Genomic DNA, 26,255 nt, shown 5'->3' on the forward strand with positions numbered 1-26,255 from the left:
GGCTCCATGGCTCAGGGCTCGGTGTAGCCCGAACACTCCGGCAGCGGCTGATCCGGTTGGTAAGCCCCTGAGGTGAAGCGGAAGGTACGCGTGTAGCTGCATTCCGCGTCCTGTTCGGTGCGCAGATCCTTCTTCCTCAACCGTCCCTTGGCCAGCGAGTACCGCTGCGGTGATACCCCGGCCGGATAGTTGCTGGCCTCGGTCCGGTAGCGCAGCACGGGCATGTCCTGCCCCTCGGTTGCCAACGCAAGTTCAGCATCGAAACTGTACTCGTCGTGGCAGGCACCGGCGCGCTGATCGAAATCGCGCTCACTGAAACAGGCCCGGATCATCTTGTTGGCCGACAACGCAACGGACAGCACGTCGGCGTCCACCTGGATGCCTTCATCGAGATGTCGGATGCGCGCCAGCTGCAGGGTCGATGCGCCGGCACCGCCGCCGGAGTACATCGCGCGGGCCTCCACCAGACCGCCAACGAGCACGTTCTGCAGTGCCGCCACTTGCGGATCGGCCACGGCCTGGCCTGCGCCCGCCCCGGGGGCCAGACGCACGATGAAGGGCCAGACCCGCAGGTCGCCGTCGTCAACTACCTCGATGGGCACGTGGCGCATGCGGGGCTCGGCTTCATCACCTGCGCGCTCGGCAACTTCCAGCACCGCCGGTTGTTCTTCGCCCGTTGCGGGCAGCGCGCGCACGCACCACTGGCCGTCGGCAGTGCAGTAGCGCTCGGGGTCGTCCGCGCCCTGCTCGCCCTGCAGCAATAGCGCTTCCAGCCGGTTGCCGGCGGCATCCCGTTGGACGGGTGCGACGTCCGCCGCTGCCGGCAGCGACGATGCCAGCAGCAGTGCAGACAGCACGACGTAAGCAATACGCGTGGAATTCATGATCATCCTGTGCGCACCGGCACGTCCTTGCGAGGGACCGATGGTAGCGCAGGCGCCACGTCGCGGCTCAGTGCCCGTCGCAGTCGCAGCTACCCCACCCTTTCGCCTTCGACGTCTGGCCGATGCCGGGGTTGAAGGTATTGCTCGGGTCCAGCGTGCGGTAGAAGCCGGCCAGCGCCGGCTTGGCCGGATACAGGTGGCCGACGTTGTGCTCGGCCGGGTACTCGGCACCGCGCTGGTCCAGCAACGCCCACATCGCATGCTCGATGGCCATCGGGTCTTCACCCTTGCGAGCGATGTAGTCCTGGTGGAACACGTGGCACAGGAAGTGGCCGTAGTACAGCTTGTGCAACAGGCGGCCGTCGATGTCTGCCGGCAGCTGCTCGAACCAGTCGGCATCATCGCGGCGCAGCGCGATGTCCAGCGCGACGATGTCCTGCACCTGTTCGCGGTGCACTTCGCGGTAGCGCACCGCTGCACCGGCCACGGCGAAGCGATGCAGGAACGCCTTGCGTCCTTCGTCGGCCGTGCAGTGGAAGTAACCGCCTTCATGGCCGTTGAAGAAGCTGCGCAGCCACGCCTCGGTGGCGGCCGCATCCTGTGCGGAAACCTTCAGCAGAAGATGATGTTCATAACGCTGGCGGAACTCGCCCATGCGCTTGGGCAGGTGCGAAGGCAGCAGACCGGTCAGCGCCTGCATCACCCGGTCGGTGACACCGCGCAGGCCGAGCCGTTCGAACCAGCCATCGACCCGGCTCTTCAGCGCGAACGCAGCCGGCACGCGTGCGGTGCCGAGCTTGTCGATCAGCAGGAAACTGTCCTTGCCATAACGCTCGCCGATGTCATAGGCATCGCGGTGGATGTATTCACCGGCGATCGGCAGGCGCTCGAAGCCGGTCAGCAGCTGGCGGCGGATCGCGGTCAGGCTGTCGGTGCGGTTGCTGCCGATATAGAAGACCTCGGCGGCCTCCTTCTCGAAGGTATCCAGGCGCACGGCGAACACGGCCAGCTTGCCGGCAGATCCGGCTGCCTCGAAATGACGGCTGGGATCGGCATTGAAGCGTGCAGGGGTATCGGCATCGACCTTGCGCACTTCCTCGGCGTAACGCGGATCGGAGGCGGCACGGCCATCCCCATTGCTGACGTCTGCAGCGCGGTAGTCACCGTCCTGCAGGCGTTGCAGGATCTGCTCGGGCGTATCGCCCAGCGCGATGCCCAGATGGTTGACCAGTTGCAGTTCGCCCTGTGCATCAACCTGTGCATACAGCGCCAGCTCGGTGTAGGCAGGGCCACGGCGCACCAGTGCGCCACCGGAGTTGTTGCAGATGCCGCCCAGCACCGAGGCGCCGATGCAGGACGAGCCGATCACCGAGTGCGGCTCACGGCCGAGCGGTGCCAGCGTCTGCTCCAGGCGGTCCAGCGTGGCGCCGGGCAGGCACAGCACCTGGCGGCCTTCGTTCAACAGCTGGATGCCGGTCAGGCGCAGGGTACTGACCAGCACGATCGGCCGGCCGTAGTCATCGCCATCCGGGGTGGAACCGCCGGTCAGGCCGGTGTTGGCTGCCTGCAGGATGATCGCCGCGCCGCCCTGCACCGCCGCCTGCAGCACCTGCCACAGCTGCAGCAGCGTACCCGGGCGCACCACCGCCAGCACCGGGCCGTCGCCGAAGCGATAGCCGCGACGGAAGCGGCGGGTGGCCTTGTCGCCGGTCAGTACGTGGCGGTCCCCCACCGCCGCGCGCAACTGCGCCAGCACCGTGTTGCGATCACTCATGGCAGGCGCACCAGCGAATCACGGCCGATATCGGCAATGCGGTGCGCGCCGGTCAGGGTCATCGCCACGCGCATTTCCTTGGCGATCAGGTCCAGCAGGTTGGCCACGCCGGCCTCGCCCTGCGCGGCAAGCGCGTAGACGAAGGCGCGACCCAGCAGCACGGTATCAGCGCCCAGCGCCAGCATGCGCACCACGTCCAGGCCGGTGCGGATGCCGGAATCGGCAAGGATCTTCAGATCGCCCTGCACCGCATCGGCAATGGCTGGCAAGGCGCGTGCGGTGGACAGCACACCATCCAGCTGGCGACCGCCATGGTTGGAGACCACGATGCCATCGGCGCCGAAGGCGACCGCATCACGCGCATCGTCGGCATCGAGGATGCCCTTGATCACCATCGGGCCCTTCCAGAATTCGCGGATCCACTCCAGGTCCTTCCACGAAATGGACGGATCGAAGTTGCTGCCCAGCCAGCCGATGTAGTCCTCCAGCCCGGTCGGGTTGCCGCGATAGGTGGAGATGTTGCCGAGGTCATGCGGGCGTCCGCGCAGGCCCACGTCCCACGCCCAGCGCGGATGGGTGATGGCCTGGCCGATGCGACGCATTGCAGCATTCGGACCACTCATGCCCGAGTGCGCGTCACGATAACGCGCGCCCGGCACCGGCATGTCGACCGTGAACACCAGGGTGGTCACACCCGCCGCCAGCGCGCGCTCCAGCGCATTGCGCATGAAGCCGCGATCGCGCAGCACGTACAGCTGGAACCACATCGGGCGCCGGATTGCTGGCGCGACTTCTTCGATCGGGCACACCGACACCGTGGACAGCGTGAACGGGATACCGCGACTGTCGGCCGCGCGCGCCGCCTGCACTTCACCGCGACGGGCATACATGCCGGTCAGGCCGACCGGGGCCAGCGCCACCGGCATCGCCAGCTTCTCGCCGAACAGCTCGGTTTCCAGGCTCAGGTCGGACATGTTGCGCAGGATGCGCTGGCGCAGCGCAATGTCGGACAGGTCGGACACGTTGCGCTTCAGCGTGTGCTCGGCATACGCGCCACCATCGATGTAGTGGAACAGGAACGGCGGCAGCCGACGTTCGGCTGCGGCACGGTAATCGGTGGAGGCGGAAATGATCATGGGGTCAACCGTGTGGGGAAGGCAGGCGCGAGGCCCGCGCACGCCGGGCTTCGTTGTCGTCGAGGGTTCGCAGCGTGGTGTGCACGAACTCGAGGTGGGCATGTGCGGCGGCGCGCGCACGTTCGGGGTCGCCGGCCAGCACCGCATCCATCATTTCGCGGTGCTGGTCGGACAGCGGCGAGAAGGTTCTGGCCGAGGTGTACAGCTTTTCCCGGCTCTGCGAGATGTTGGTCTGCAGCAGCTCGAACAACCCGCGCATCACCTGCAGCAGCACCAGATTGTGCGAGGCCTCGGCGATGGACAGGTGGAAGGCCGCATCGGCTTCGGCTTCACCGGTTGGATCATCCTTGCCATGCGCGTCCATCATGGTCTGGAACGCCTGCGCGATGCGCGCGCGGTCCTCGTCGGTGGCGCGCAGCGCCGCGTGCCAGGCCGTGGCGCCTTCCAGTGCATGGCGGATTTCCAGCACGTCGAAGCGGTATTCCGGGTCGCCCTGGAACAGCGGCAGGTACGGCACCAGGGGTTCATCCAGTGCCTGCCGTGCCCGTGCGGCGGGCTCGCTCACATAGGTGCCACCCCCCACGCGCGCGGTCAGCAGACCGTGGCTGGCCAACTGTGCAATGGCCTCGCGCAGCGCGGTGCGCGAGACCCCCAGCTGAACCGCCAGCGTGCGCTCGGCCGGCAGCCTGTCGCCCGGCTGCAGCTGCCGTTCCTGCACCAGCGCACGCAGCTGCGCGGCCACCTTGTCCGAAACCCGTTGTGTGCTCATGGCGCCATTGTGGCCCGAAGCACGCCGCTGTTGGTCGGCCGGCGCTGCATGCTCAGGGAATCATCCAGGTCAGCCAGTAGGCCTGGGCCAGGGTGATCAGGCCGACCATCGTGGTGAAGATCAGGCTGTGCTTGACGGTGAAGCGGAACAGGTCCGACTCCTTGCCGGCCAGGCCCACCGCTGCACAGGCAATGGCAATGGACTGCGGCGAGATCATCTTGCCGGTGACGCCGCCGGTGGTGTTGGCCGCTACCAGCAGCACGTCGGACACGCCGATCTGCTGCGCGGTGGTCGCCTGCAGCGCCGAGAACAGCGCATTGGACGAGGTATCCGAACCGGTCAGGAACACGCCCAGCCAGCCCAGGAACGGCGAGAAGAACGGGAACGCCTTGCCGGTGTGCGCCAGTGCCAGCGCCAACGTGGCCGACAGGCCCGAATAGTTGGCGATGAAGGCGAACGCCAGCACCATGCCGATCGAGAAGACCGGCATACGCAGTTCGCGCACGGTTTCACCGAAGGTCTGCAGCGCCGAGCGCGCCGGCATGCGCAGGGCGATGATCGCAATCACCGCAGCGAGGATGATCGAGGTACCGGTGGCCGAGAACCAGTCGAACTTGTACACCGCCTCATAGCTCAGCGGCGCTTCGACGATCGGCGGCATCTTCTGCACCAGCTGGTCCAGGCCCGGCACCGGGATCTTCAGCACCCAGCCTTCCAACGGCCCACCGGCTGCGAACAGCGACTTGAACGGCTTGATGCTCCACACGGTGACCATCGCGGTGAGGATCAGGAACGGCGACCACGCCTTGGCGATCTGGCCGACGCTATGGCGCGGCGCTTCCAGTGCTGGTGCGGCCGCCTCGGCGCTGGTTTCGGTATCGAAGCGGAAGATCCGCACCGGCTTCCAGCGGCGCAGGAACAGGGTCAGGCAGACCAGCGACGCCAGCGACGCGGTGATGTCCGGCAGTTCCGGGCCGATGAAGTTGGAGGTCAGGTACTGGGCGATGGCGAACGAGCCGCCGGCCACCAGCACCGCCGGCCAGGTTTCCTTGATGCCACGCCAGCCATCCATGATCGCCATGATCCAGAACAGCACGATGATGGTCAGGAACGGCAGCTGGCGGCCCGCCATCTGGCCGATCTCGAAGGCATCCAGGCCAGTCACCTGCCCTGCCACGATGATCGGAATGCCCATCGCACCGAACGCTACCGGCGCGGTGTTGACGATCAGGCACAGGCCGGCGGCATACAGCGGCTTGAAGCCCAGCCCGACCAGCAGCGCGGCGGTGATCGCCACCGGCGCACCGAACCCGGCTGCACCTTCCAGGAAGGCACCGAAGGCGAAGCCGACCATCAGCATCTGCAACCGCTGGTCCTCGGTGACCGACAGGATCGAGGCGCGGATGATGTCGAACTGGCCGGTCTTGACCGAGACCTTGTACAGGAACACCGCGCCGATGATGATCCAGGCAATCGGCCACAGGCCATAGACGAAGCCGAAGCCCGCCGCGCCCAGCGCCTGCGCCACCGGCATGCGATAGAACAGCAGTGCCACGGCAAGCGCGATGGCCACGGTGATGGTGCCGGCGATCCAGCCCTTCATGCGCAGCACGGCCAGGGCAACGAAGAAGAAGGCGATCGGCAGCAGCGCGATCAGGCTCGACAACCACAGGTTGCCAGCGGGGTCGTACACGTGTTGCCAGGGCTGCATGAGGGCTCTCGACAGGAACAGGAGGTTCCCCACCGGGTGGGGGCGTCGTGCCCGTCATCATTGGTCGTACCGATTTGACCAGTGGACGGACCACAGGCGCGAATTGAACCGCCAAACCTGCGAAGAGCCTATTAGACCATAGGGCTATACGAGATTATTGGTCGTACCATTTTGACTTACAGTTTCTTCTCCACCCGCCGGATCAGCGCGAGCACCAGTACGCACAGCACGCTGACCCCGAGTGCGATCACGTACTTGCCGATGCCCACGGCAATGCCGATGGCCGCCGCCATGATCAAGGAGCTGGCCGTGGTGAGGCCGCTGACCTGGTCCTCGCGATTGCCACGCAGGATGGTGCCAGCGGCGACGAAACCGACGCAGGCCACCACCGCTTCGATAAAGCGCACCGGGTCGACCTGCAGCAGATCGCGGTAGCGCTCCTGCTGGAAGTGTTCGGCCACCGAGTCACCGAGCCCGACGATCAGCGCAGCAGCACCGGCGATCAGCATGTGCGTGCGCAGGCCGGCAGCGTGCTTGCCCATCTCGCGCTCTACGCCCAGCACGCCGCCAAAGACCATGGCAGCGGCCACGCGCAGCAGAATGGACATGTCCTGGGTGAGTTCCATGGAGAGGCTCCGGAAGTTTCCCGGAGCGTTGCGCGGCGGCCGTGGGACGGCGGTGAAGGCGATGGCACGCCCTCTTCACCGCGCGGATTCATCCAGGCATGGCGTGGATCCAGTGATCATCACCATGCGCACCCGTGTTGCGCCCGGTTACTGCGCCAGATAGCCACCATCGATGGCGTAGTACGCACCTGTCGCGAACGAGGCATCATCGCTGGCCAGCCAGGCCACCAGCGCGGCCACTTCCTGCGGTGTTCCCAAACGCTTGAGCGCATGCCGCCCCTCCAGCGTTGCACGCACCTTGGCGTCCATCTTTTCAAGCAACGGCGTGTTGATGAAGCCCGGGCCCACCGCATTGATGCGGATGCCATCGGCGGCATGCTCCCATGCAGCCGTCTGGGTCAGGCCGACCACACCATGTTTGGCGGCCGCGTAGGCGGTCGAGCCGGCATAGCCCACCTGGCCCAGAATGGAGGCCATGTTGATGATGCTGCCACCACTGCCCGCCGCACGCATCGCCTGGATCTGCGCCCGCTGGCACAGGAACACGCTGGTCAGGTTCACATCCACCACGCGTTTCCAGCCATCGATCGGGTAGTCGCCACTGCTGGCCGCGGGCCCGCCGATGCCCGCATTGTTCACTGCGATGTGCACGCCGCCCAGTTCCTTCACCGTGCGCTGCGCCGCCGCTTCCACCGCAGCCTCGTCGGTGACATCCAGCGCGATGCCGATGGCCTCGGCACCCTGGCTGCGCAGCGCGGCCACTGTTGCATCCACCGCTTCCTGCTTCAGGTCCCATACCGAAATACGCGCAGCCGATGCAGCGAGCGTCTCCGCTACCGCCAGGCCGATACCGGAAACACCGCCGGTCACGATCGCGGTTTTTCCGTTGAGCTGGTAATCAATCATCTGTGGTCTCCATCAGGGATAAATCGATACGGACACATTCGTCCGAATCCACAGTACGCCTTTGTCTGTGACGAATGCGCTGCCCCGCGTCTCCCCTGCACAGGTTTCTTTCCAGCGAATGTCCTTCGTACAGCCCGCGTTCGGCATTGGCATGCGGTCGCGCACGGATCGATCACCGTACGCACACGCATTGCAACGCAACCGGCAACTTGGCCGTAATTGCAAATCGATTGACCCACTCGATATCGCATTCGGGCTGGGGATCGAGAAAATGACAGGTAGCTAATTCCAACTCTGAAAGCGCAGGACCGATCCGCGCTGCAGGTGCACGATGGAACGTGCGGGCACATCGTCGCCGGCACCCGTCTTTTATTGTTGAGCGCCGAGCGATGTCCCGATATTTCACGTTTGCCGATTTCCGCCGCTTTGGCCAGCGCCATGGCTATGACTACCGCGCCGATCCCCGCCACCTGCGCGAAGAACAGTGGGCCGGCCACGGTGACCTGCACGAGCAGACCCTGCGCGGCGGCATGAGCCTGATCGCGTCCGACGTGCACAATCGCTTCGCTTACACCGCCACCGCGCATGAGCGGCCGGGTCTGGTCATCCGGCTGATGCTGCAGGGCCAGGTCGATGTGCAGGTCCCTCAGCGCAGTGGCTTTACCCTGCGCGCCGGCACGGCGGTCAGCACCAGCCACCGCGACCATATGGCGACGGTGGGCATGCATCCCGGCAACACGCGCCTGCGCGGCGTCAGCCTGCTGGTGCCAGCCGACATGGACCCGGATGTGTTCCAGCAACCACCGTTGCAACAGGCACTGCGTGCGCCGCTGGAATGCCGCCACTGGGCCATCCCGCACGCGATGCTGCCGACCCTCGCGCAGTTGTTCGAAAGCCCTTGGCAGGACGATCTGGATGCACTCTGGCGCGAAGGTGTGGCGCTGCAGCTGCTGACCGTGGGCCTGCAGGCCGATGATCTGCAGGTTGAAGGCGCACGCATGCTGCGCAGCGGACAGCGCAGCCGGCTGGAACGCGTGCGGGCTTTTCTGCACGACGAGCCCGGCCACGCGCACAGCCTGGTCGAGCTGGCCCAGCTGGCCTGCATGAGCCCCAGCGCGCTGCGCCGTCACTTCGTCCAGGTGTATGGCTGCTCGGTATTCGACTATCTGCACGAACAGCGCATGCGTCACGCCGAGCAGGGCCTTCGTGAATCCGGCTGGAGCGTGGAGCGGGCGGCGGCGGAAACCGGCTATCGTCATCCCAGCAACTTCGCCGCCGCATTCCGCAAGCGCTTCGGGCTGGTGCCCAGCCGCTGGCGCACCGGCCCTTCGAAGGTCGGCTGAAGCCCATCTGCTCTGGTACGTGTCGACCTCGGTCGACACTCGCTGAAAACGATCGCATTTCCGGTACATCTCTGCGCATGTCGTGCATGCCTCTTGCCGCCAAAGATGGACCGCGCAACCGTAGCAAGGATGACTACAGGGAATCCACGTGGGCAACCGGAATCGACCACACACGCCAGACTTCATCCGAAGCATTCAAAGCCCATGGCTGCCTGAGGCCGGCGCGCCTACGGACGGCCTGCGCAGCCTGCGGGCACATTGGGCCGAGGCAGCGATTCCCGCGGACTTCATGCAGCTCCTGCACTGGTCAAACGGCGGGCGCTGCCTGTTCCCTCATGTTTATGTCGACCTATGGTCCATCGCCAGCATCATCGAGCTCAACGACAGCTACCAGGTCCGTCGTTACCTTGGCGACTCCCTGATGGGCATTGGAACGGACGGTGGATCGGCACTCATCGCGCTCGATCTCAGCCCGTCCAATCGCGGACAGATAATCTCATTCGACCTGGGCAATCTGGATATCAGCCAAGGCAAATTCATCGCGAGATCCATTGCCGAACTTTTTCGTATGTTCGACAGCGGGCTGCTGACCAGCAACAGCCTTTACCCTTGAGCGTGAGAATGCCGGCCAGCGGCCGGCACTACCACGCGCCGCCGGGCATGGCGCGGCGCTACCGACACACGCGCCCCCCGGGTAACGCCAGGCATGGCCCGGCGTCATCCCCTCCGCCTCAATACACCGGCAGCTCGATGTAACTGGCCTGCGCGGCGCTGTGCCATACCCGCTGCGTGGCCTTCTGGTAATCACCCGGCTTGGCCAGGTAGATGTTCGGCACATAGGTCTGCGGATTGCGGTCGTACAGCGGGAACAGGCTGGACTGCACCTGCACCATCACCCGGTGGCCCTTCTGGAAGGTGTGGTTGGCATTGGGCAGGTCGAAGCGGTACGGCAGCACCTGGTTGGCCGCCAGCGCCTTGGGATCGCTGAAGCTCTCGCGGTAACGGCCACGGAAGATCGCCAGTGACACCGGCAGCTCATAGCCGCCCATCTCCGGCGTCGATGCTTCCTGGTCCGGATACACGTCGATCAGCTTCACCACCCAATCGCTGTCGGTGCCACTGGTGGATGCCTGCAGGTTCACCACCGGCGTGCCACCGATGCGCAGCGGTGCGGTCAACGGCTCGGTGATGAAGGTCAGCACGTCAGGCCGGCCATCGACGAAGCGCTGGTCCTTGACCAGCCAGGTGGTCCACATGTCGCGGTCGCCGAAGCGCACCGGGCGCGGCACGAACGGCACCGGCTTGGACGGGTCGGACACGTATTCCTCGAAGTCGCCCTCGCCCGCCGCCGGTGCCTGGAACGCCAGCTTGCCACCGGCACGCAGGTACAGCGGCTTGCTGTTTGCCGCGCACGCCTTCTCGCAGCTGCGCGGCCAGCCCTGCAGGCGGTCCCAGTGGTTTTCACCGGTGTTGTAGACCAGCACCGGTGGCGTATCGGCCTTGGGCGCGCCGTCCACCAAGTACTGGTCGAAGAACGGCTTGAGCACGTCGCGGCGGAACTGCAGCGCGGTATCGCCGTCGAACTTCAGCGCCCCCAGCTGGCTGCCGTCATAGTTCACCTGGCTGTGCCGCCACGGCCCCATCACCAGGTAGTTGTGCGTATTGCCGGTATCGCGTCCTTCCATCGCCTGGTAGGCATGGTTGGCGCCCCACATGTCCTCCTGGTCCCACAGGCCCTGCAGCCACATGGTCGGCACCTTCAGCGGCGTCTTCGCCATCACCGCATCCAGCGCCTGGCCCTGCCAGAACGCATCGTATGCGGGGTGCTGTACCAGCTTCTTCCACCAGGTCAGCTGGTCCACGCCGGTAAAGCGGGCGTAGTCACCGGCCGAGCCGATGCGCAGGAAGGTGCTGTAATCGTCGTAGCCCAGCGACGGCAGTGGCGTGCCCTTGCCGCGCTTCTCGGTCTGCATGGCGAAGTAGTTGAAATTGACCTGGCGGAAGGCGCCGTAGTTGAGCCAGTCGTCACCCATCCAGCCATCGACCATCGGGCTCTGCGGCGCGGCCACCTTCAGTGCCGGGTGTGGATCGGTCAGTGCCATCACCACGGTGAAGCCTTCATACGATGAACCGAGCATGCCAACCTTGCCGTTGGTTTCCGGCACATGCTTGACCAGCCAATCGATGGTGTCCCACGCATCGGTGGAATGATCGACCTTGGTACCGTTCAGCGGCCCGCGCAGCGGCCGGGTCATCACGTAATCGCCTTCGGAGCCGTACTTGCCACGGATATCCTGGAACACGCGGATGTAGCCGCCATCGACGAACACTTCATCGCCCTGCGGCAGCAGATCGCGCATGCGCGGAGAATCACTGCGGCTGGCGCGGCCGGCGGCGTCGTACGGTGTGCGGGTCAGCAGGATCGGCGCATTGTGAGCGCCCTTGGGCACCACGATCACCGTATACAGCTTGGTGCCATCGCGCATCGGCACCATCACCACGCGCTTGTCGTAGTCGCGGCCCACATCGGGAGCGACGAAGGGTTTTCCGCTGATATCCGGGGTCATCGGCGGCGTGTCGGCGGCCAGCACGGCGCTGGACAGGCTCAGGGCTACGGCAACAGCAACGGCACGCACACGCATGGACATCACCTCCCGGCAGGAAAGGTTCCAGCCTACTCCCGTAGCCCCCGGCAAAGCGCGTGCCTGCTTTGCATTCTGCGGCGTTTACAGGCAGGACTGATGGCACATGTGCGGGCCGCTGCCGCTGCGTTCGCCGGGCATGGCCCAGCGCTACCCGTTCGCGGACAACCACGATAGCGCCGGGCCATGCCCGGCGGATCCATCACGTCACCGGCACTTCATGCAACGCCAGCCAGCGCCAGCGCCCGTCTTCCTGCCGCAGCACCGCCAGCGATTCCCGCCATGTGGGTTCGCCCGCGCCTACGGCATGTACCTCGCGATAGCGCAGCAGCGCCAGCGGCATCGGCGCTTCCATCGCCTGCACAGCCTCGATGGCGATCTGCAGCCCAGGTCGTGCACCGTGGCCACCCGCGAACAGCGCCTGCACTGCACTGCGGTCCAACCTGCGTCCGGCAATGCCGACCATGCTGAAGTCCGCGCAGAAATGCGCCATCAGATCGTCCAGTGCATCGGCCGCGATCTCCGCGCGGAACCAGGCCTGCAGCTTGTCGTGCAGAAGGTGGATTTCGTGTTCGGCGGTCATGTCCATCAAGCGGTCTCGGTCGTGGAAAGGGAATGCAGCTGCGCGCGGTGCAGCAGCGCCATCGGCAACAGGGTGAGTACGGCGGCCAGTCCCAGCGCCACGCCGGTGGCATGCGCCGGCCACCACTGCATGGCCAAGGCCAGCAGCAGCGCGATGGCGGCGGTACCCAGGCAGAAGCTGAGCTGGCGGTTGAGGTTCCACAGCGCACTGGCATCGCCCAGTGCCTCGGCGTCCACACCATGGAATGCCAGCGTCTGCGCGGTGCTGCTGCACAGGCTGCCACCCGCACCCATCAAGGCGAACAGCATGGCGGCCAGCACGAACGGTGGCTGTGATTGCAGCGCCATCAGCAGCAGACCGCTGGCCTGCAGGACCATGCCCAGCCGCAGTACCGTGCCCGGCCCGACGCACGCCAGCAATCGCCGGCTGCCGGTGATCGCCAGTGCCGAGGCCAGCGCCCACGGCAGCATCAGGGCGCCGATCTGCGCAGCGCTGTAACCGGCGTGGTTCAACTGCAGGGTGCTGGCCAGCTGGCTGCCGATGAACACACCCGGCACCGCCAGATAGACCAGCATCGCCATGCGCAGGCCTCGATGGGACAGCAGCGACCAGCGCAGCAGCGGCTGCGGCTGCCGGCGCGCATGGCGTAGATGAGCGACAGCCAGCACTGTCGCCAGCAGCAGCAACCCTGCACCGGCGAAGCGATGGCCGGGCTCACCCAGCCAGGTCAGCGCCAGCAGCAACGCGCCCAGCGCAGACATCGCGGTGGCCAGTGCATAGCCCTGCAGGCGTGGCGCACTGCGCCGGCCATCGGCTGGCATCCACGCCAGTACCAGGGCGATCGCCAGCACCGCCAGCGGCAGGCTGGCCCACAGCACGCCGCGCCAGGACAGCCACTGCACCAGCAGGCCGCCGAGTGCAGGCGCCAGTGCCGGCACCAGCAACGCCACCAGCAGGATGCGCCGGGTCAGCGCACCGCGTTGTTCAGGCGTGCACTGCCGGTACGCCGCCGCCTGCGCCACCGGAATCAGCAGGCCACCGGCCAGCCCCTGCAGCAATCGCCAGCCCAGCAGCCAGCCGATGGACGGCGCGGCGCCGGCCAGGCCCGCGGCCGCCGTGAACAGCAACAAGGCAAGCAACAACAGGCGACGCTCACCGCAGCGCGCGGCCAACCACGGCGCCAGCGGAATCACCACGCTCAGGCCCAGCATGTAGGCGGTGCCCACCCAGGCCAGGGTGCCGATGTCCGCATGCAGCTCGGCCGCCAGCGCCGGGTAGGCCACCGTGGCGATGAACATGTTGACCAGGTCCAGGGCGAACACCAGCAGGAAGATCGCCTCATGGCGCAGGCGGGGGGACGGCATTGGCGGCGCTCCAGCAGGGAAGCGACCAGCATGCCGTCCGGGCCTTGTTGGAAAAACACGACAACAGCTGCAACACTGTCAAACCTGCTTTGACAATCAATCGCCATGGTCAGCCTCGATCGCTTCGATATCTTCCGCGCCGTGGTCGAGGCGGGCAGCCTGACCGCCGCTGCCGAGCGCCTGGGCCTGAGCCGCGCCGTGGTCAGCTTCAACCTGAAGCGATTGGAGCAGGAACTCGGGGTAACCCTGCTGCTGCGCAGCACCCGCCACCTTGCGCTGACCGAGGCCGGCGAACAGTTCCTGCAGCACTGCGTGCAGGCACTGGATGCTGCGCAGGCCGCGATCGATGCCGCGCGTCGCGACCAGCATCAGCTGCAGGGCATGCTGCGCCTGACGACCACCCCGGAGTACGCGCAGCTGCGGCTGATTCCGGCGCTGGAAGCCTTCCGCACGCAGCATCCAGCGCTGGTGCTGCATCTATCGACCTCGCCGGCACCGGCCGACCTGATTCCCGAACGCTTCGACCTGGCGATCCGTCTCGGCCGCCTGCCGGACTCGGGACTGCATGCCAGCGAGCTGGAGCGGCATCCGTTGTGTGCAGTCGCCGCGCCCGCTTTGCTGGCTCGCCTGCCATCCGCCGATGCTGTCGATGACCCCGTACAGTTGGGCACCCTGCCCCGCCTCGGCTATCCGCGCCTGGCCGATGTGCCGGTGGTCGCAGCGGATGGCAGCGATGCCCTGTTCGCCACCAACCCGGGCAACGCGGTGGTACGCGTGGATGGGGCCAGCAGCCTGCGCGCGTTCGCCGTGGCCGGTGCAGGCGTCACCGTGCTGCCACGCTGGCTGATCGAGGACGACCTCGCCCACGACCGCCTGCGGCCGGTGTTGCGCCAGCACCGCTTCCCGCAGCAGAGCGTGTACGCGGTATACCCGCACAGCAACCAGCCCTCGCCGAAGGTGCGGCAGCTGATCGATTTCCTGCGCGTGTGGTTTGGTGACGACGCCGGCTGAATCCCTCGCCCGCCGGCCATGCCCGGCGAGCGCAGCGGCAACACCACAAACCAACACGGCCCCTTGCGGGGCCGTGTCTTCATGCATCAGGACCGCGCCGTATCAGCGCAGCACCTGCTCCACCAGCTGCACGTCCACGCTCTGCAGCGGCTCGGCAGCATTGCGCGACAGCTGCACCTGGTAGGTGCCGCCATCGATCTTCCACTGGCGGGCCTGTGCATCGTAATGGGCCAGGGTCTTCGGCTCGGCTTCGATGCGGATACGGCGCTGTTCGCCCGGCTGCAGCTCGACCTTGTCGTAGCCGATCAGGCGGATCGGCGTGGTGCTGCCGGCCGGCAGCTTCAGGTACAGCTGGGCGACATCTGCACCCGCGCGCTTGCCGGTGTTGCGGATGTCGACGCTGGCGACCAAGCGCGAACCTTCCACGCTCACCTTCAGGTTTTCATAGGCGAACGAGGTGTAGGACAGGCCGTGACCGAACGCGAAGGTCGGGGTCAGGCCCTTGGCCGCCATCCACTTGTAGCCGACGTTGGCGCCTTCGATATCGAAATCGAACACATCGCCGAACGGCTTGGCCGGCTTGAAGCCGAGGCCATCGATGTGCGGACGCGGAAGCTGCGATTCGTCCACCACCCAGGTCACCGGCAGGCGACCGGACGGATTGGCCTGGCCGGTCAGCAGGGCGGCAATGCCTTCACCGCCGCGGATGCCCGGGTACCAGGCCTGCAGCACCGCCGGCACCTGTGCCAGCCACGGCGTGCGCACCGGGCCATTGGTCTCCAGCACCAGCACGGTCTTCGGGTTGGCCTTGGCCACCGCTGAAATCAGCGCGTCCTGGTTGTCCGGCAACTGCATGTCCGGCAGGTCCACCGATTCGGCTGCCCACTGGGTAGCGAACACGATAGCCACATCCGCCTGTGCCGCGGCCTTGGCCGCAGCGACGGCATTGGTGCCGTCCACATAGGTGATGGTGGCATCCGGACGTGCGGCACGCAGCGATTCCAGCGGCGAGGACGGATGGAAGATCACCGGGCCGGGCCAGGTGGTCGGCAGCACGCCCGGCACCGCATTGGTGCCCTTGGCCGTGACGCCCACCATCGACGAACCACCGCCACCGATCACGCCCTTGTCGGCATGGCCACCGATGATGACGATGCGCTTGGCGCTGTCGGCCAGCGGCAGCAGGCTGCCTTCATTGCGCAGCAGCACGCTGCCTTCTTCCACCGTGCGCTGGGCCACGGCGAAACCGGCCTCTGCGTCGACCTTCTGGTGCTGCGGCGGATTGTCGAAGTTGCCGTGCAGGAACATCGTGCGCAGGATGCGCGCCACCATGTCGTTCAGGCGCGCCTGCGGCACCACGCCGCCGTGCACGGCCAGACGCAACGGCTCATCGAAGAACACCGCCGCATCGAACACTTCACCAGCCGACTGCTGGTCCAGGCCGGCCAGCGCCGCCTTCGAACCGCTGTGCACGCCGCCCCAGTCGGACATCACGAAACCGGGGAATTTCCACTCCTGCTTCAGCACCTGGTTCATCAGGTAGCCGTTCTCGCAGCCGTAGGTGCCATTGATCTTGTTGTAGGAACACATCGCCACGCCCGGACGACCGGCTTCCAGCGCGATTTCGAACGCCAGCAGGTCCGACTCGTGCATCGCCTGTTCGCCGATGCGCACGTCGTGGAAGTTGCGGCGGGTCTCCATGTCGTTCAGCGCGAAGTGCTTCATCGACGAAATGACGTGCTGGCTCTGCACGCCCTGGATCACCGCGCCGACCATCGAACCGGCCAGCAGCGGATCTTCACCGGCGTATTCGAAGTTGCGGCCGTTGCGCGGGTCACGCTGCAGGTTCACGCTGCCGGACAGCAGGATGTTGAAGCGCTGCTGCCAGGCTTCGCGACCCATCGTCGCGCCGCCGGCAAAGGCAACACCCCGGTTCCAGGTGGACGCCGTGGACGGGCCCGACGGCATCGCCGTGGCGAAATCACCCGGGCGGATGCCACCCGGATTGGTCACGCCCACGCCGGCGTCGGCCGACTGCTGCGACGGAATGCCCAAACGCGCCACGCCCGGTACGAAACCGGCCGAACCCACCGCACCTTCCGGCAGCTTGCCGCCATCCTTGCCCAGCCCGAAGTAGCTGTGCAGCATCTGGAACTTCTCGTCCTCGGTCATCGCCTTCAGCAGCAGCGCAGCGCGCGCATCAGCGGTGAGGGTGGTATCCATCCACGGCTGCTCGCCGCCCTTGTCGGCGGCATACGCCAAGGTCAGCAGGGTCGCGCGCAGCGTGCTGCCTTCCACCTTGAACGGCGCACTGCTGGCAGCCTGGAAACCATCGCTGAAATAGCTGGCATCGGCTTCCAGGGCCACGCGTGCCGGGTCGAAGCCGGCGGCCTTGGCCGATTCACCGGCTACCGCACCAAGCAGCACCGCCGGCGCGCCGAGCCGCGAACGCGACACCAACGCCGGCAATTGCGTGGCACCGGCGCCTGCGTCGGTGTAGACCGCCACCGCATGGCGGCCGTCATCCAGACGCAGATAGTTCAGGCCCGGCTGGTCCGGGCCGGATTCGGCGGCGATCGGCAGCCGGGTCAACACGGCCTGGCCGTGCTGGGTCTGGCCATCATCCTTGCCGGCGGCGATGAAGCGGTACTGGTAGCCCAGGCCATCGGCCAGCAACTGCAGCGGATCGACCTGGCCGATGCCGCGCTGCACCTGGCGAACGCTGACCGCGTCCACCTGCAGGGTCTTCAACTGTGCAGCCAGGGCCGGCATCGCGTCCGCTGTCGGCGCCTGCTCCAGGGTCAGCACGGTGAAGGCGGCGGAGTCGGCCCAGGCCGGGGTGGCCAGTGCGGCAGACAGGGCCAGGGACAGGGCGAGCGGCTTTGTAAACGTTTTCATCGGCGGGCGTAATTCCGTTGCCAAGGCAATCGGTCCAGGGAAAGTGCCGCCGAAGGGTGCAGCGTCATGCCGCGCATGCGTTGCCGGGCAACGCCTTGCAGGCCAGAGGACGGACCGGTCTGCGCGCGGGACCCTCCTCCCGTGCGTGACAACCTGCCTGTCCGGGCCGCGCAGGGCGACCCATCATGTGAAGAGTGTGCGAGGGCGTTCATCGCTGTCAACAGGACCTAAGTCACAGGCGCCACCTGCACGATGGTTATCAGCCCATCACCGGCGGTCATCAGCGGGCCGCGCGAGGCTGCCGATAATGGATCTCCCCGGCGACGAATCGAGCCCATGACCGTACATCGCGACTTCGACCATCTCTGGCGCGACCGCTGTGACACCTCCAGCCAGCGCAGCCCGCGCGTGCTGATCCGGGTATTCGTCGCCCCCGGCGAGCTGGAACGCAGCGTGGCCTTCTACGAGCAGCTGCAGGGTGTGGTCGCCGATGCCGGCTTTCCGTTTCCCGAGGCGGGCCTGCGGCTGGCGATGGTCGGTGCGTTCCTGCTGATCGAAGGCTGCGACGAGGCGCTGGCGCCCTTCACGTCGACCACGGGCACGTTGCTGGTCGACGACGTCCGTCCGTATCACGACAGACTGGTGGCCGCTGGCGCCGAAATCATCTTCCCGCTGCAGGTGGTGCCCACCGGTGCGGCGTTCAATGCGGTGCATCCCGATGGCACCGTGGTCGAGTACGTGCACCATCGGCCGGACCCGCAGGGGCGCTGAGGTGGCGCGCCCCACCTCAGTAGATCCACGCCATGCGTGGATGCCTTGCACCCGAAGCCGTGCGGCACCATGACCGCTATCCACGCATGGCGTGGATCTACAATCCCACCATGTCCTCCCCCGCTCTGCCCTGGAATGGCACCCTGCTGCTGGATGCACACGTTGCCGTGCTGCACGGCCACGCCGGTGACAGCGCTGCGCATGCGCACTACGCCCATCAACTGCTGCTGAGCGAAGGCGCGCCCTGGCAGGTCGAGATCGATGGCGTGCGGCAGCAGGGCCAGCGGTTATGGCTGCCCTCCTTCCAGCCACACGCGATCCTGTCGGCTCCCATTGACGGCTGCACGGTGTTCCTCGAACCGGCGCATGCCGACCTCGAACAGATCCAGCAGCATCTCCAGTCGTTGCCAGGCAATGCCGCGCAACTGCACAAGTGGCTGCCACGGCTGAGCCGCCCGCAACCCCTGGACCGTCGCGTGCAGGCGGCGCTGGCCCGCATCACCCAGCACCTGCCCGGTCCGGTGCCCGCCGCCGATATCGCCGAGGCCGCGCATCTGTCGACCAGCCAGCTGCATCGGCGCTTCCAGTCCGAACTGGCCGTGACCCTGCGCGGCTGGGTGCTGTGGCAACGGCTGCGCAGCGCACTGGCGCATCATCTGCGCGGGCACAGCCTGACCGACAGCGCGCATGCCGCCGGTTTCGCCGACCTGCCCCACCTCTCGCGCAGCCTGCGCCGCATGTTCGGCATCGGCGCCGCGCAACTGCAGGGCCTGCAGCTGCACGCGGCCTGACGCCCCGATCAACCGCGCCTGCGCAGACCTTCCGGAAGCTCCGGCACATCGCCATGCGGCAGCTCGCGGAACGGCGCCAGCAGTTGCGCGGAATACGCCTGCGGATAGTCCGGCTGGCTGCCGATGCCCAGATCACGCTGCCCCAGCCGATAGCCCGGCGCATCGAACGCCGTCCCCAGCAGGTGGTCCCACACGGTCAGGAACAAGCCGAAATTGACGTCGCCCGCAGTGCCATAGCGGATGTGGTGGAAGCGATGCAGCGGCGCCCATGCCATCACCCTGCCCAGCACACCCGGTCGCATGTCCACGTTGGAGTGCTGCAACAGCAACTGGATCGCAATGGCAAACGCCAGCACTGCGGCCACCGGCATCGGCATTCCCAGCAACAGCAGCGGCAATACGCCGCCCACTGCTTCGGCGGCCTGGTGCAGCGGGTGTTTCATCAATCCATTGAAACCGTACATGCGGGTGACGCTGTGATGCACCGCATGCAGCCGCCACAACCAGCCGATGCGATGGCTGGCGTAGTGGACCAGGGTGATGCCAAGGTCAGCCGCGATGATCGCCACCAGCACCTGCAGCGCGAATGGCCACTGCATCGGCCAGATGTGCCAGGGCACGATCGCCGCCAGCAGCGGCACCGTGGCGATCGACAGCAGGTTCAGGCTTTCATTGACCAGCGCATGCAGGACGTCGCGCAGGCGGTCGCCATGGTCGTGGTTGAACGCCGGGTCGTATGGCCACATCCGCTCGGCAGCGAACGACACCGCGATGGCCACAGCCAGCAAGGCAAGCAGCCACAGCGGATCACCGTGATGGTGACCGACCCAGCCGATGGCGGCAGCAACAAAACCCAGCAGGAACAACGGGGCATACAGGCGGAGCATCCAGTGCTTCATGGGCAACCCGGGAAGTGAAGGGCCTGCATGTTGGCGGGGCGTACAGGTGGTCGGCTTGAACAAACGGCGCAATCCCCGCGTCGTCCATCCACGCATGGCGTGGATCTACTGTGGCCAAGCCCCCCATTCCCCAGTAGATCCACGCCATGCGTGGATGCTTTACCTCCTTCAGCAAGCTGAAACCCCACCCTCCGATTTCATTAGTAATATTACTCACAAGCCGAGTAGCATGTCCGGTCTCAGCCCCTGATACCGGCCTGTCGATACTCGCTCCATGCCTGCCGTTTCCGCCCACTTCTGTCGCTTCCCGCCAGCCCGGCGCCTCCCTCGGAGGACCGGCTGATGGGCGCCGTCGTCGCCCTCGACCGCCTGCTGGATGGCCGCCAGGTCTGGCGCGGGCCGGCACGCCAGGGGCAGGCCAGCGACCATCTGGCCAGTGGCCACCCGGCGCTGGACGCGCGCCTGCCCGGCGGTGGCTGGCCGGCCAGCGGGCTGTGTGAAGTGCTGCAGGCCGCACCCGGGGTCGGCGAACTGGCCCTGGTCTGGCCGGCGCTGGCAAAGCTGAGCCAGCGCGAACGGCCGATCGTGCTGGTCGCCCCGCCCTACCACCCGCATGCCCCCGCATGGGCCGCCGCCGGGCTCGACCTGGCCCAGCTGCAGATCATCCACGCCGCACCAAAGCAGGCCCTGTGGGCGACCGAGCAGTGCCTGCGCTCTGCTGCCTGCGCCGCCGTGCTGTGCTGGCCGCAGCAGGCCGACGATCGCGCCCTGCGCCGCCTGCAGGTTGCCGCCGACAGCGGCCAGTGCCTGGGTTTCGTGTTCCGCGAGGCACGCGCCGCCCGCAACCCCTCCCCGGCCAGCCTGCGCCTGCAGCTCGACCACGGCCAGGTGCGGGTGCTGAAGTGCCGCGGCGGGCTGCCACCGGCGCAGCCGTTGCCGCTGGCCATCGCCCACTGAGGCCGCGCCATGCACTGGGCCTGCCTGTTGTTGCCGCAGCTGGCGCTGGACAGCGTGCTGCGCCTGCAGCCCGATCCGCAGCGGCCGCTGGTGCTGCTGCAGGGGCCGGCGCAGCGTCGTGTGCTGCGTGCGGTCAGCCCTGCCGCGCGGGCAGCGGGGCTGCGCCCAGGCATGCTGCTGTCGGCTGCGCAGGTACTGGTGCAGGACCTGCAGCTGCATGACTACGATCCCAGCGCCGAACAGCACACCCGGCAGTTGCTGGCCAGCTGGCTGTATGCCACCAGCTCGCTGGTCAGCCTCGATTTTCCGCATGCGCTGGTGCTGGAAATCGGTGCCAGCCGTGCCCTGTTCGGCGATTGGCTGACGATCGAACAACGCCTGCGCAACGGCCTGCACGACCTCGGCTTCCGCCATCGCCTGGTCGCCGCCCCCAACCCGCATGCCGCGCGCGTGCTGGCCAATGTGCACGATGGCCTGGGTATCGATGCACAGCAGTTGCCCGCCGCACTGGCGCAGCTGCCACTGGCGCGTAGTGGCCTGCCCGTTGATGCGGTGACCGTGCTGGCACGCTCCGGCCTGCGCACGCTGGGCGCGGCCTTCGACCTGCCACGCGAGAGCCTGGCCCGCCGCTTCGCCCCCGAGGTGCTGCAGCAGCTGGATGCCGTGCGCGGCCTGGGCAACGCGCCGTTGCGCTATTACCAGCCGCCGGACCGGTTCGATGCGCGCATCGAATTCGAATACGAGATCGAATCCAGCCAGGCCCTGCTGTTCCCGCTGCGGCGCCTGCTGCTGGACCTGGCCGCGTTCCTGTGTTCGCGCGATGGCGGCGTGCAGCGTTTCGACCTGCATTTCGAACACGACCTGCTGCCAGCCAGCGTGCTGACCATCGGCCTGCTGGCCCCCGAACGAGATGCGGCGCTGCTGTTCGAGATCGCGCGCAACCGCATGGAAGCCTTCGCCCTGCCCGCCGGCAGCCGTGCATTGCGCCTGCAGGCCGAGCAGCTGCCGCCGTTCGTGCCGGCCGCACGCGATCTGTTCGATACGCGTCCAGCGCAGGCGATGCCATGGACCCAGCTGCGCGAGCGCCTGCGTGCACGGCTGGGCGATGACGCCGTGCAGCCACTGGCCGTGCAGGCCGACCACCGCCCTGAACGTGCAAGCGGCACTCAACCGCCGGCCAAGCCACCTGCCTGGTGGCCGCTGCGCCCCGGCTGGCTGCTGGATACGCCGCAGCCGCTGCGCGATCCGCGCCTGCGCATCGTCGCCGGGCCTGAGCGGATCGAATCGGGCTGGTGGGACCAAGCCGATGCGCGCCGCGACTATTACGTGGTGGAAACCGCGCAGGGCCAGCGTGGTTGGGCCTTCCGCACGCGCAATGATCCGCATGCACCGTGGATGCTGCACGGCTGGTTCGGTTGAGCCCCATGCACACCGACCTGCCCGGGTACGCCGAGCTGCATTGCCTGTCGGCCTTCAGTTTCCAGCGTGGCGCGTCCACCGCCGAGGAGCTGTTCGCGCGCGCCGCCGGCCAGGGTTACCGCGCACTGGCGATCACCGACGAATGCTCGCTGGCCGGCATCGTGCGGGCCTGGCAGGCGGCGAAGACGCATGGCGTGGCGCTGATCGTCGGCGCCGAATTCCAGGTTGAAGATGGGCCGAAGCTGGCCCTGCTGTGCACCGACCAGGCGGCCTATGCCGGGCTGTGCCAGCTGATCACCACCTGCCGTCGGCGGGCGCCCAAGGGCGAATACCGCTGCCTGCGCGAGGATCTGCATGGACTCCCCGACGGCCTGCTGTGCCTGTGGCTGGACCGGCAACCGGCAGCCACCGATCTGGAACTGCTGCGCCGTTGTTTTCCGCAGCGCCTGTGGCTGGCGGTGGAACTGCATCACGAACACGACGACACGCGCCGGCTGCACCAATTGCAGGCCTTCGGCGAACGCCACCAGTTGCCCCTGGTCGCCAGTGGCGACGTGCACATGCACGTGCGTCGGCGCCGCGCCCTGCAGGACACGCTGACCGCGATCCGCCACCGCTGCAGCGTGGCCGAAGCCGGCTGGCGGCTGTTTGCCAACGGCGAGCGCCATCTGCGCCCACGCACCGCACTGGCCCAGCTGTATCCGCCCGACCTGCTGGCTGAAACCCTGCGCATCGCCGAACGCTGCCACTTCACCCTGGACCAGCTGAAATACACCTACCCACGCGAACTGGTGCCCGAGGGCCACGACCCGGACAGCTGGCTGCGCGCCTTGGTCGAGAAGAATATTTCCTGGCGTTGGCCAAAGGGCATCAAGCCCGCGCAACGTGAGCAGATCGAACACGAGCTGGACCTGATCGCGAAGAAACAGTACGCGTCCTACTTCCTCACCGTGCAGGACATCGTAGGCTTCGCGCGCAGCAAGGACATTCTGTGCCAGGGGCGCGGTTCGGCGGCCAATTCGGCGGTGTGTTTCGTACTGGGCGTGACCGAGATCGACCCGGCACGCAGCAATCTGCTGTTCGAGCGCTTCATCTCCGCCGAGCGTGATGAACCACCGGACATCGACATCGACTTCGAGCACGAGCGCCGCGAGGAAGTGCTGCAGTACGTGTTCAACCGCTATGGCCGCGAGCGTGCCGCGTTGACTGCGGTGGCGATCAGCTACCGTGGCCGCAGCGCGATCCGCGATGTCGCCCGTGCGCTGGGCCTGCCGATGGACCAGGTCAACGAACTGGGCGCGGCGATGGATCATTGGGGCGGCAACATCCCGCTGCCGGAGACCCTGCGCGAGCGCGGCTTCGATCCGGAAACACCGTTGATGCGAAGGCTGCTGGCATTGACCGGCGAGCTGATCGATTTTCCGCGCCACCTGTCGCAGCATCCGGGCGGCTTCGTGATTTCCGAACACCCGCTGTCGACCCTGGTACCGGTGGAAAACGCGGCGATGGCCGACCGCACCGTCATCCAGTGGGACAAGGACGACCTGGACGCCACCGGCCTGATGAAGGTCGACTGCCTGGCACTGGGCATGCTCACCGCCATCCGCAAATGCCTGGCGATGCTACAGCAGCATGGCCTGCATGCAGGGCGGATGGATGCCATTCCTTCCAAAGATGCCAGGACCTACGACATGATCTGCGCCGCCGACACCATCGGCGTGTTCCAGATCGAATCGCGCGCGCAGATGGCGATGCTGCCACGCATGCAGCCGCGCAATTTCTATGACCTGGTGATCGAGGTAGCAATCGTGCGCCCCGGCCCGATCCAGGGCGACATGGTCCATCCCTACCTGGAACGTCGGCGGATCCTGCGCGAACAAGGGCCGGATGCGTTGAACGATCCGGACAATCCACTCTATCCCGCCCGGTTGGAGCGCGTATTTGCCCGCACGCTCGGTGTGCCGTTGTTCCAGGAACAGGTGATGCAGCTGGCAGTGGACGCGGCTGGCTACACCGCAGGCGAAGCCGATGCACTGCGCCGCTCGATGGCCGCCTGGAAGCGTCGTGGCGGCCTGGAACCGCACCGCGAAAAGCTGCTGACCGGCATGTTGGAAAACGGCTTCAGCCTGGAATACGGCGAACACCTGTTCGAGCAGATCAAGGGCTTCGGCGATTACGGTTTTCCGGAAAGCCACGCCGCCAGCTTCGCCCTGCTCACCTATGCCAGCTGCTGGCTGAAATGCCATCATCCGGCCGCGTTCACCGCCAGCCTGATCAACAGCCAGCCGCTGGGCTTCTACAGCCCCGACCAGCTGCTGCAGGATGCGCGCCGGCATGGCATCACGGTACTGCCGGTGGACGTGCGCCACAGCGACTGGGACTGCACGCTGGACTTCAGCAAAGGCGCGGCGGCAATCCGTCTCGGCCTGCGCCTGGTCGATGGCTGCAGCGAACCGGCCGCGCAGGCCATCATGCGCGAACGCGCGCGGCGCCCGTTCGACGACGTCGGCGATCTGTGCCAGCGCACCGCGCTGGACCGGCGCCAGCAGGGCCTGCTCGCCGACGCCGGCGCCCTTCGCGGCCTCAGCGGCCATCGCCACCGTGCGCGCTGGGATATCTCCGGCGTGGAGAACCGCCTGCCGTTGTTCGACCAGGCCCGCGCCACTGCCGAAGCACGCGTGGCCCTGCCCCTGCCCAGCGCCTGGGAAGACATGCAGGCCGACTACCGCAGCACCGGTACCACCTTGGGCCGCCATCCGATGTCGTTCCTGCGCGCGCAGCTGCGAGCCCGTGGCTGCCTGGATGCCGCGCAGCTGGCCAACCACGGCCATGGCCGGCGCGTGCGCATCGCCGGCCTGGTACGCATGCGCCAGCGCCCGCAGACCGCCAGCGGCGTCACCTTCCTTACCCTGGAAGATGAAACCGGCATGGTCAACGCCGTGGTCTGGCGACATCTGGCCGACCGCCAGCACCACATCCTGGTAGACACGCAGCTGATGCAGATCGACGGCCGACTGGAACGCGTGGATGGCGTGCAGCATGTGATCGTGCAGCGCATGCACTGCCTGGACGAACTGCTGCAGGGACTGCGCAGCCACAGCCGCGACTTCCATTGACGATACACATCGTCACACAACGAACTGGCCACGACCGACCGGATTCCGCTATCGTCGGCCACGTCCAAGGAAGGAATACACAATGGCGCGTGCCCTGACCCTGACCACCCTGGTGGTCGCCATACTTGCGTTGCTCGTGTCCGGCTGGACCGCCTGGAACCTGCATCGCAGCCAGTCACCGCAACGCGTGATCGAAGCGCGCGGCCTGATCATCCACGATGCCAGCGGCCAGCCGCGGGTGATCCTCGGTGCACCGGTCCCCGATCCCCTCAGCCAGGGCCGCCCGCAGGGGCCGCGTGCCACCGCCCTGTCCGGCCTGATCCTGCTCGGCCCCGATGGCTCCGAGCGCGGCGGCTACGGCACCAGCGACCGGGGTGGCGAAGCCCTGCTGACCCTGGACGATGCCACCGGCACCACCGAAGTCTTCAAAGTGGTCGCCAACCCGGACCGCGGCGCCAGCCTGATGGTCAAGCACCAGAACAACACCGGCGCCATGCTGAGTTCCTGGCAGGGCAAGCCGGAGCTGGTGTTCCTCGACGACAGCGGCCAGTCCTACTACGTGCGCCCCGGCGCCAGCGCCGCGCCCTGATCTGCTTTTGTAGAGTCGAGCCATGCTCGACTTCTTTTGGCAGAAGCAGTCGAGCATGGCTCGACT

Annotated in this window: 21 protein-coding genes; 9 read left to right on the top strand and 12 right to left on the bottom strand. The window is 66.9% G+C overall.

Translation table 11 applies throughout. The features are described from left to right. Positions 1-11: 11 nt before the first annotated feature. The 7 genes from ACFX4F_RS17480 to ACFX4F_RS17510 all read right to left on the bottom strand — a co-directional run bounded on the left by ACFX4F_RS17480 (position 12) and on the right by ACFX4F_RS17510 (position 7,806). Positions 12-884 carry a hypothetical protein gene (locus tag ACFX4F_RS17480; protein ID WP_380657473.1) on the bottom strand — a complete coding sequence of 291 codons (873 nt, stop codon included), beginning with the start codon at positions 882-884 and terminating at the stop codon, positions 12-14. A 67-nt stretch (positions 885-951) separates the two neighbouring features. Further along, positions 952-2,658 carry a D-lactate dehydrogenase gene (dld, locus tag ACFX4F_RS17485; protein WP_380657475.1) on the bottom strand — a complete coding sequence of 569 codons (1,707 nt, stop codon included), beginning with the start codon at positions 2,656-2,658 and terminating at the stop codon, positions 952-954. Continuing rightward, positions 2,655-3,794: an FMN-dependent L-lactate dehydrogenase LldD gene (gene lldD / locus ACFX4F_RS17490; protein WP_380657477.1), complete on the bottom strand. Its 1,140-nt coding sequence runs from the start codon at positions 3,792-3,794 to the stop codon at positions 2,655-2,657. Before lldD ends, dld begins: the two co-directional genes overlap by 4 nt. A gap of 4 nt (positions 3,795-3,798) precedes the next feature. Continuing rightward, positions 3,799-4,563: a transcriptional regulator LldR gene (lldR, locus tag ACFX4F_RS17495; RefSeq protein ID WP_180167350.1), complete on the bottom strand. Its 765-nt coding sequence runs from the start codon at positions 4,561-4,563 to the stop codon at positions 3,799-3,801. Positions 4,564-4,615: 52 nt separating this feature from the next. Then, positions 4,616-6,274 (bottom strand): L-lactate permease, encoded by a 1,659-nt coding sequence (gene lldP, locus ACFX4F_RS17500; protein WP_380657479.1) that lies wholly within the window; start codon positions 6,272-6,274, stop codon positions 4,616-4,618. Between the two features lie 176 nt (positions 6,275-6,450). Then, complete coding sequence (locus tag ACFX4F_RS17505) at positions 6,451-6,900, bottom strand: MgtC/SapB family protein (protein ID WP_380657481.1); 450 nt, start codon at positions 6,898-6,900, stop codon at positions 6,451-6,453. A gap of 147 nt (positions 6,901-7,047) precedes the next feature. Continuing rightward, on the bottom strand, positions 7,048-7,806 hold the full coding sequence (locus ACFX4F_RS17510) for an SDR family NAD(P)-dependent oxidoreductase (protein ID WP_380657483.1): 759 nt from the start codon (positions 7,804-7,806) through the stop codon (positions 7,048-7,050). A 389-nt stretch (positions 7,807-8,195) separates the two neighbouring features. Here ACFX4F_RS17510 and ACFX4F_RS17515 point away from each other — a divergent pair, with 389 nt between their 5' ends. Both ACFX4F_RS17515 and ACFX4F_RS17520 read left to right on the top strand, forming a co-directional pair. Then, on the top strand, positions 8,196-9,149 hold the full coding sequence (locus ACFX4F_RS17515) for a helix-turn-helix transcriptional regulator (protein ID WP_380657485.1): 954 nt from the start codon (positions 8,196-8,198) through the stop codon (positions 9,147-9,149). Positions 9,150-9,297: 148 nt separating this feature from the next. Beyond that, positions 9,298-9,762 (top strand): SMI1/KNR4 family protein, encoded by a 465-nt coding sequence (locus ACFX4F_RS17520; RefSeq protein ID WP_133119649.1) that lies wholly within the window; start codon positions 9,298-9,300, stop codon positions 9,760-9,762. Positions 9,763-9,880: 118 nt separating this feature from the next. On the opposite strand, the gene ACFX4F_RS17525 is transcribed toward ACFX4F_RS17520, so the two are convergent. The 3 genes from ACFX4F_RS17525 to ACFX4F_RS17535 form a co-directional block, all read right to left on the bottom strand. Beyond that, positions 9,881-11,791, bottom strand: coding sequence for a CocE/NonD family hydrolase (locus ACFX4F_RS17525; RefSeq protein WP_025878501.1), 1,911 nt, complete (start codon positions 11,789-11,791; stop codon positions 9,881-9,883). Positions 11,792-11,993: 202 nt separating this feature from the next. Further along, positions 11,994-12,380 carry a DUF4440 domain-containing protein gene (locus ACFX4F_RS17530; RefSeq protein ID WP_099821519.1) on the bottom strand — a complete coding sequence of 129 codons (387 nt, stop codon included), beginning with the start codon at positions 12,378-12,380 and terminating at the stop codon, positions 11,994-11,996. Further along, positions 12,380-13,738: an MFS transporter gene (locus tag ACFX4F_RS17535; protein ID WP_099821518.1), complete on the bottom strand. Its 1,359-nt coding sequence runs from the start codon at positions 13,736-13,738 to the stop codon at positions 12,380-12,382. The genes ACFX4F_RS17530 and ACFX4F_RS17535 overlap by 1 nt, the downstream gene beginning before the upstream one ends. A 105-nt stretch (positions 13,739-13,843) precedes the next feature. Between ACFX4F_RS17535 and ACFX4F_RS17540 the strand changes: the two genes are divergently transcribed. Then, positions 13,844-14,749 (top strand): LysR family transcriptional regulator, encoded by a 906-nt coding sequence (locus tag ACFX4F_RS17540; protein ID WP_099821517.1) that lies wholly within the window; start codon positions 13,844-13,846, stop codon positions 14,747-14,749. Positions 14,750-14,851: 102 nt separating this feature from the next. On the opposite strand, the gene ACFX4F_RS17545 is transcribed toward ACFX4F_RS17540, so the two are convergent. Further along, the gene (locus ACFX4F_RS17545; RefSeq protein WP_099821516.1) at positions 14,852-17,647 is read right to left on the bottom strand and encodes a beta-glucosidase; all 2,796 of its coding nucleotides are present in this window, start codon (positions 17,645-17,647) and stop codon (positions 14,852-14,854) included. A gap of 336 nt (positions 17,648-17,983) precedes the next feature. Here ACFX4F_RS17545 and ACFX4F_RS17550 point away from each other — a divergent pair, with 336 nt between their 5' ends. Further along, positions 17,984-18,418, top strand: coding sequence for a VOC family protein (locus ACFX4F_RS17550; RefSeq protein ID WP_099821515.1), 435 nt, complete (start codon positions 17,984-17,986; stop codon positions 18,416-18,418). 86 nt (positions 18,419-18,504) lie between these two features. Then, positions 18,505-19,209 (top strand): helix-turn-helix domain-containing protein, encoded by a 705-nt coding sequence (locus ACFX4F_RS17555; protein WP_099821514.1) that lies wholly within the window; start codon positions 18,505-18,507, stop codon positions 19,207-19,209. Positions 19,210-19,217: 8 nt separating this feature from the next. Here the strand turns inward: ACFX4F_RS17555 and ACFX4F_RS17560 are convergent, their stop codons facing one another. After that, positions 19,218-20,096, bottom strand: a complete 879-nt coding sequence (locus ACFX4F_RS17560) for a sterol desaturase family protein (RefSeq protein WP_243380363.1) — start codon at positions 20,094-20,096, stop codon at positions 19,218-19,220. A gap of 354 nt (positions 20,097-20,450) precedes the next feature. On the opposite strand from ACFX4F_RS17560, the gene imuA reads away from it, so the two are divergent. From imuA to ACFX4F_RS17580, 4 genes are all read left to right on the top strand, one after another. Next, the gene (imuA, locus tag ACFX4F_RS17565; protein WP_099821512.1) at positions 20,451-21,065 is read left to right on the top strand and encodes a translesion DNA synthesis-associated protein ImuA; all 615 of its coding nucleotides are present in this window, start codon (positions 20,451-20,453) and stop codon (positions 21,063-21,065) included. Between the two features lie 9 nt (positions 21,066-21,074). Continuing rightward, complete coding sequence (locus ACFX4F_RS17570; RefSeq protein ID WP_099821511.1) at positions 21,075-22,484, top strand: DNA polymerase Y family protein; 1,410 nt, start codon at positions 21,075-21,077, stop codon at positions 22,482-22,484. 5 nt (positions 22,485-22,489) lie between these two features. Then, positions 22,490-25,600, top strand: coding sequence for an error-prone DNA polymerase (locus ACFX4F_RS17575; RefSeq protein ID WP_380657491.1), 3,111 nt, complete (start codon positions 22,490-22,492; stop codon positions 25,598-25,600). An 82-nt stretch (positions 25,601-25,682) separates the two neighbouring features. After that, positions 25,683-26,189 carry a hypothetical protein gene (locus ACFX4F_RS17580; protein ID WP_099821509.1) on the top strand — a complete coding sequence of 169 codons (507 nt, stop codon included), beginning with the start codon at positions 25,683-25,685 and terminating at the stop codon, positions 26,187-26,189. The last annotated feature ends 66 nt before the right edge of the window (positions 26,190-26,255 follow it).

It is taken from the genome of Stenotrophomonas sp. YIM B13575, from assembly GCF_042787595.1.
Taxonomy (GTDB): domain Bacteria; phylum Pseudomonadota; class Gammaproteobacteria; order Xanthomonadales; family Xanthomonadaceae; genus Stenotrophomonas; species Stenotrophomonas lactitubi_B.

What these genes read in the sequence shown, in the direction of transcription:
- ACFX4F_RS17530 (WP_099821519.1), bottom strand. Translation starts at nt 12,380, where the DNA reads ATGGACATGACCGCCGAACACGAAATCCACCTTCTGCACGACAAGCTG.
- ACFX4F_RS17575 (WP_380657491.1), top strand. Translation starts at nt 22,490, where the DNA reads ATGCACACCGACCTGCCCGGGTACGCCGAGCTGCATTGCCTGTCGGCC.
- ACFX4F_RS17480 (WP_380657473.1), bottom strand. Translation starts at nt 884, where the DNA reads ATGAATTCCACGCGTATTGCTTACGTCGTGCTGTCTGCACTGCTGCTG.
- imuA (WP_099821512.1), top strand. Translation starts at nt 20,451, where the DNA reads ATGGGCGCCGTCGTCGCCCTCGACCGCCTGCTGGATGGCCGCCAGGTC.
- dld (WP_380657475.1), bottom strand. Translation starts at nt 2,658, where the DNA reads ATGAGTGATCGCAACACGGTGCTGGCGCAGTTGCGCGCGGCGGTGGGG.
- ACFX4F_RS17515 (WP_380657485.1), top strand. Translation starts at nt 8,196, where the DNA reads ATGTCCCGATATTTCACGTTTGCCGATTTCCGCCGCTTTGGCCAGCGC.
- ACFX4F_RS17525 (WP_025878501.1), bottom strand. Translation starts at nt 11,791, where the DNA reads ATGCGTGTGCGTGCCGTTGCTGTTGCCGTAGCCCTGAGCCTGTCCAGC.
- lldD (WP_380657477.1), bottom strand. Translation starts at nt 3,794, where the DNA reads ATGATCATTTCCGCCTCCACCGATTACCGTGCCGCAGCCGAACGTCGG.
- lldR (WP_180167350.1), bottom strand. Translation starts at nt 4,563, where the DNA reads ATGAGCACACAACGGGTTTCGGACAAGGTGGCCGCGCAGCTGCGTGCG.
- ACFX4F_RS17555 (WP_099821514.1), top strand. Translation starts at nt 18,505, where the DNA reads ATGGCGTGGATCTACAATCCCACCATGTCCTCCCCCGCTCTGCCCTGG.
- ACFX4F_RS17550 (WP_099821515.1), top strand. Translation starts at nt 17,984, where the DNA reads ATGACCGTACATCGCGACTTCGACCATCTCTGGCGCGACCGCTGTGAC.
- ACFX4F_RS17545 (WP_099821516.1), bottom strand. Translation starts at nt 17,647, where the DNA reads ATGAAAACGTTTACAAAGCCGCTCGCCCTGTCCCTGGCCCTGTCTGCC.
- ACFX4F_RS17580 (WP_099821509.1), top strand. Translation starts at nt 25,683, where the DNA reads ATGGCGCGTGCCCTGACCCTGACCACCCTGGTGGTCGCCATACTTGCG.
- ACFX4F_RS17510 (WP_380657483.1), bottom strand. Translation starts at nt 7,806, where the DNA reads ATGATTGATTACCAGCTCAACGGAAAAACCGCGATCGTGACCGGCGGT.
- ACFX4F_RS17535 (WP_099821518.1), bottom strand. Translation starts at nt 13,738, where the DNA reads ATGCCGTCCCCCCGCCTGCGCCATGAGGCGATCTTCCTGCTGGTGTTC.
- ACFX4F_RS17560 (WP_243380363.1), bottom strand. Translation starts at nt 20,096, where the DNA reads ATGCTCCGCCTGTATGCCCCGTTGTTCCTGCTGGGTTTTGTTGCTGCC.
- ACFX4F_RS17570 (WP_099821511.1), top strand. Translation starts at nt 21,075, where the DNA reads ATGCACTGGGCCTGCCTGTTGTTGCCGCAGCTGGCGCTGGACAGCGTG.
- ACFX4F_RS17505 (WP_380657481.1), bottom strand. Translation starts at nt 6,900, where the DNA reads ATGGAACTCACCCAGGACATGTCCATTCTGCTGCGCGTGGCCGCTGCC.
- ACFX4F_RS17540 (WP_099821517.1), top strand. Translation starts at nt 13,844, where the DNA reads ATGGTCAGCCTCGATCGCTTCGATATCTTCCGCGCCGTGGTCGAGGCG.
- lldP (WP_380657479.1), bottom strand. Translation starts at nt 6,274, where the DNA reads ATGCAGCCCTGGCAACACGTGTACGACCCCGCTGGCAACCTGTGGTTG.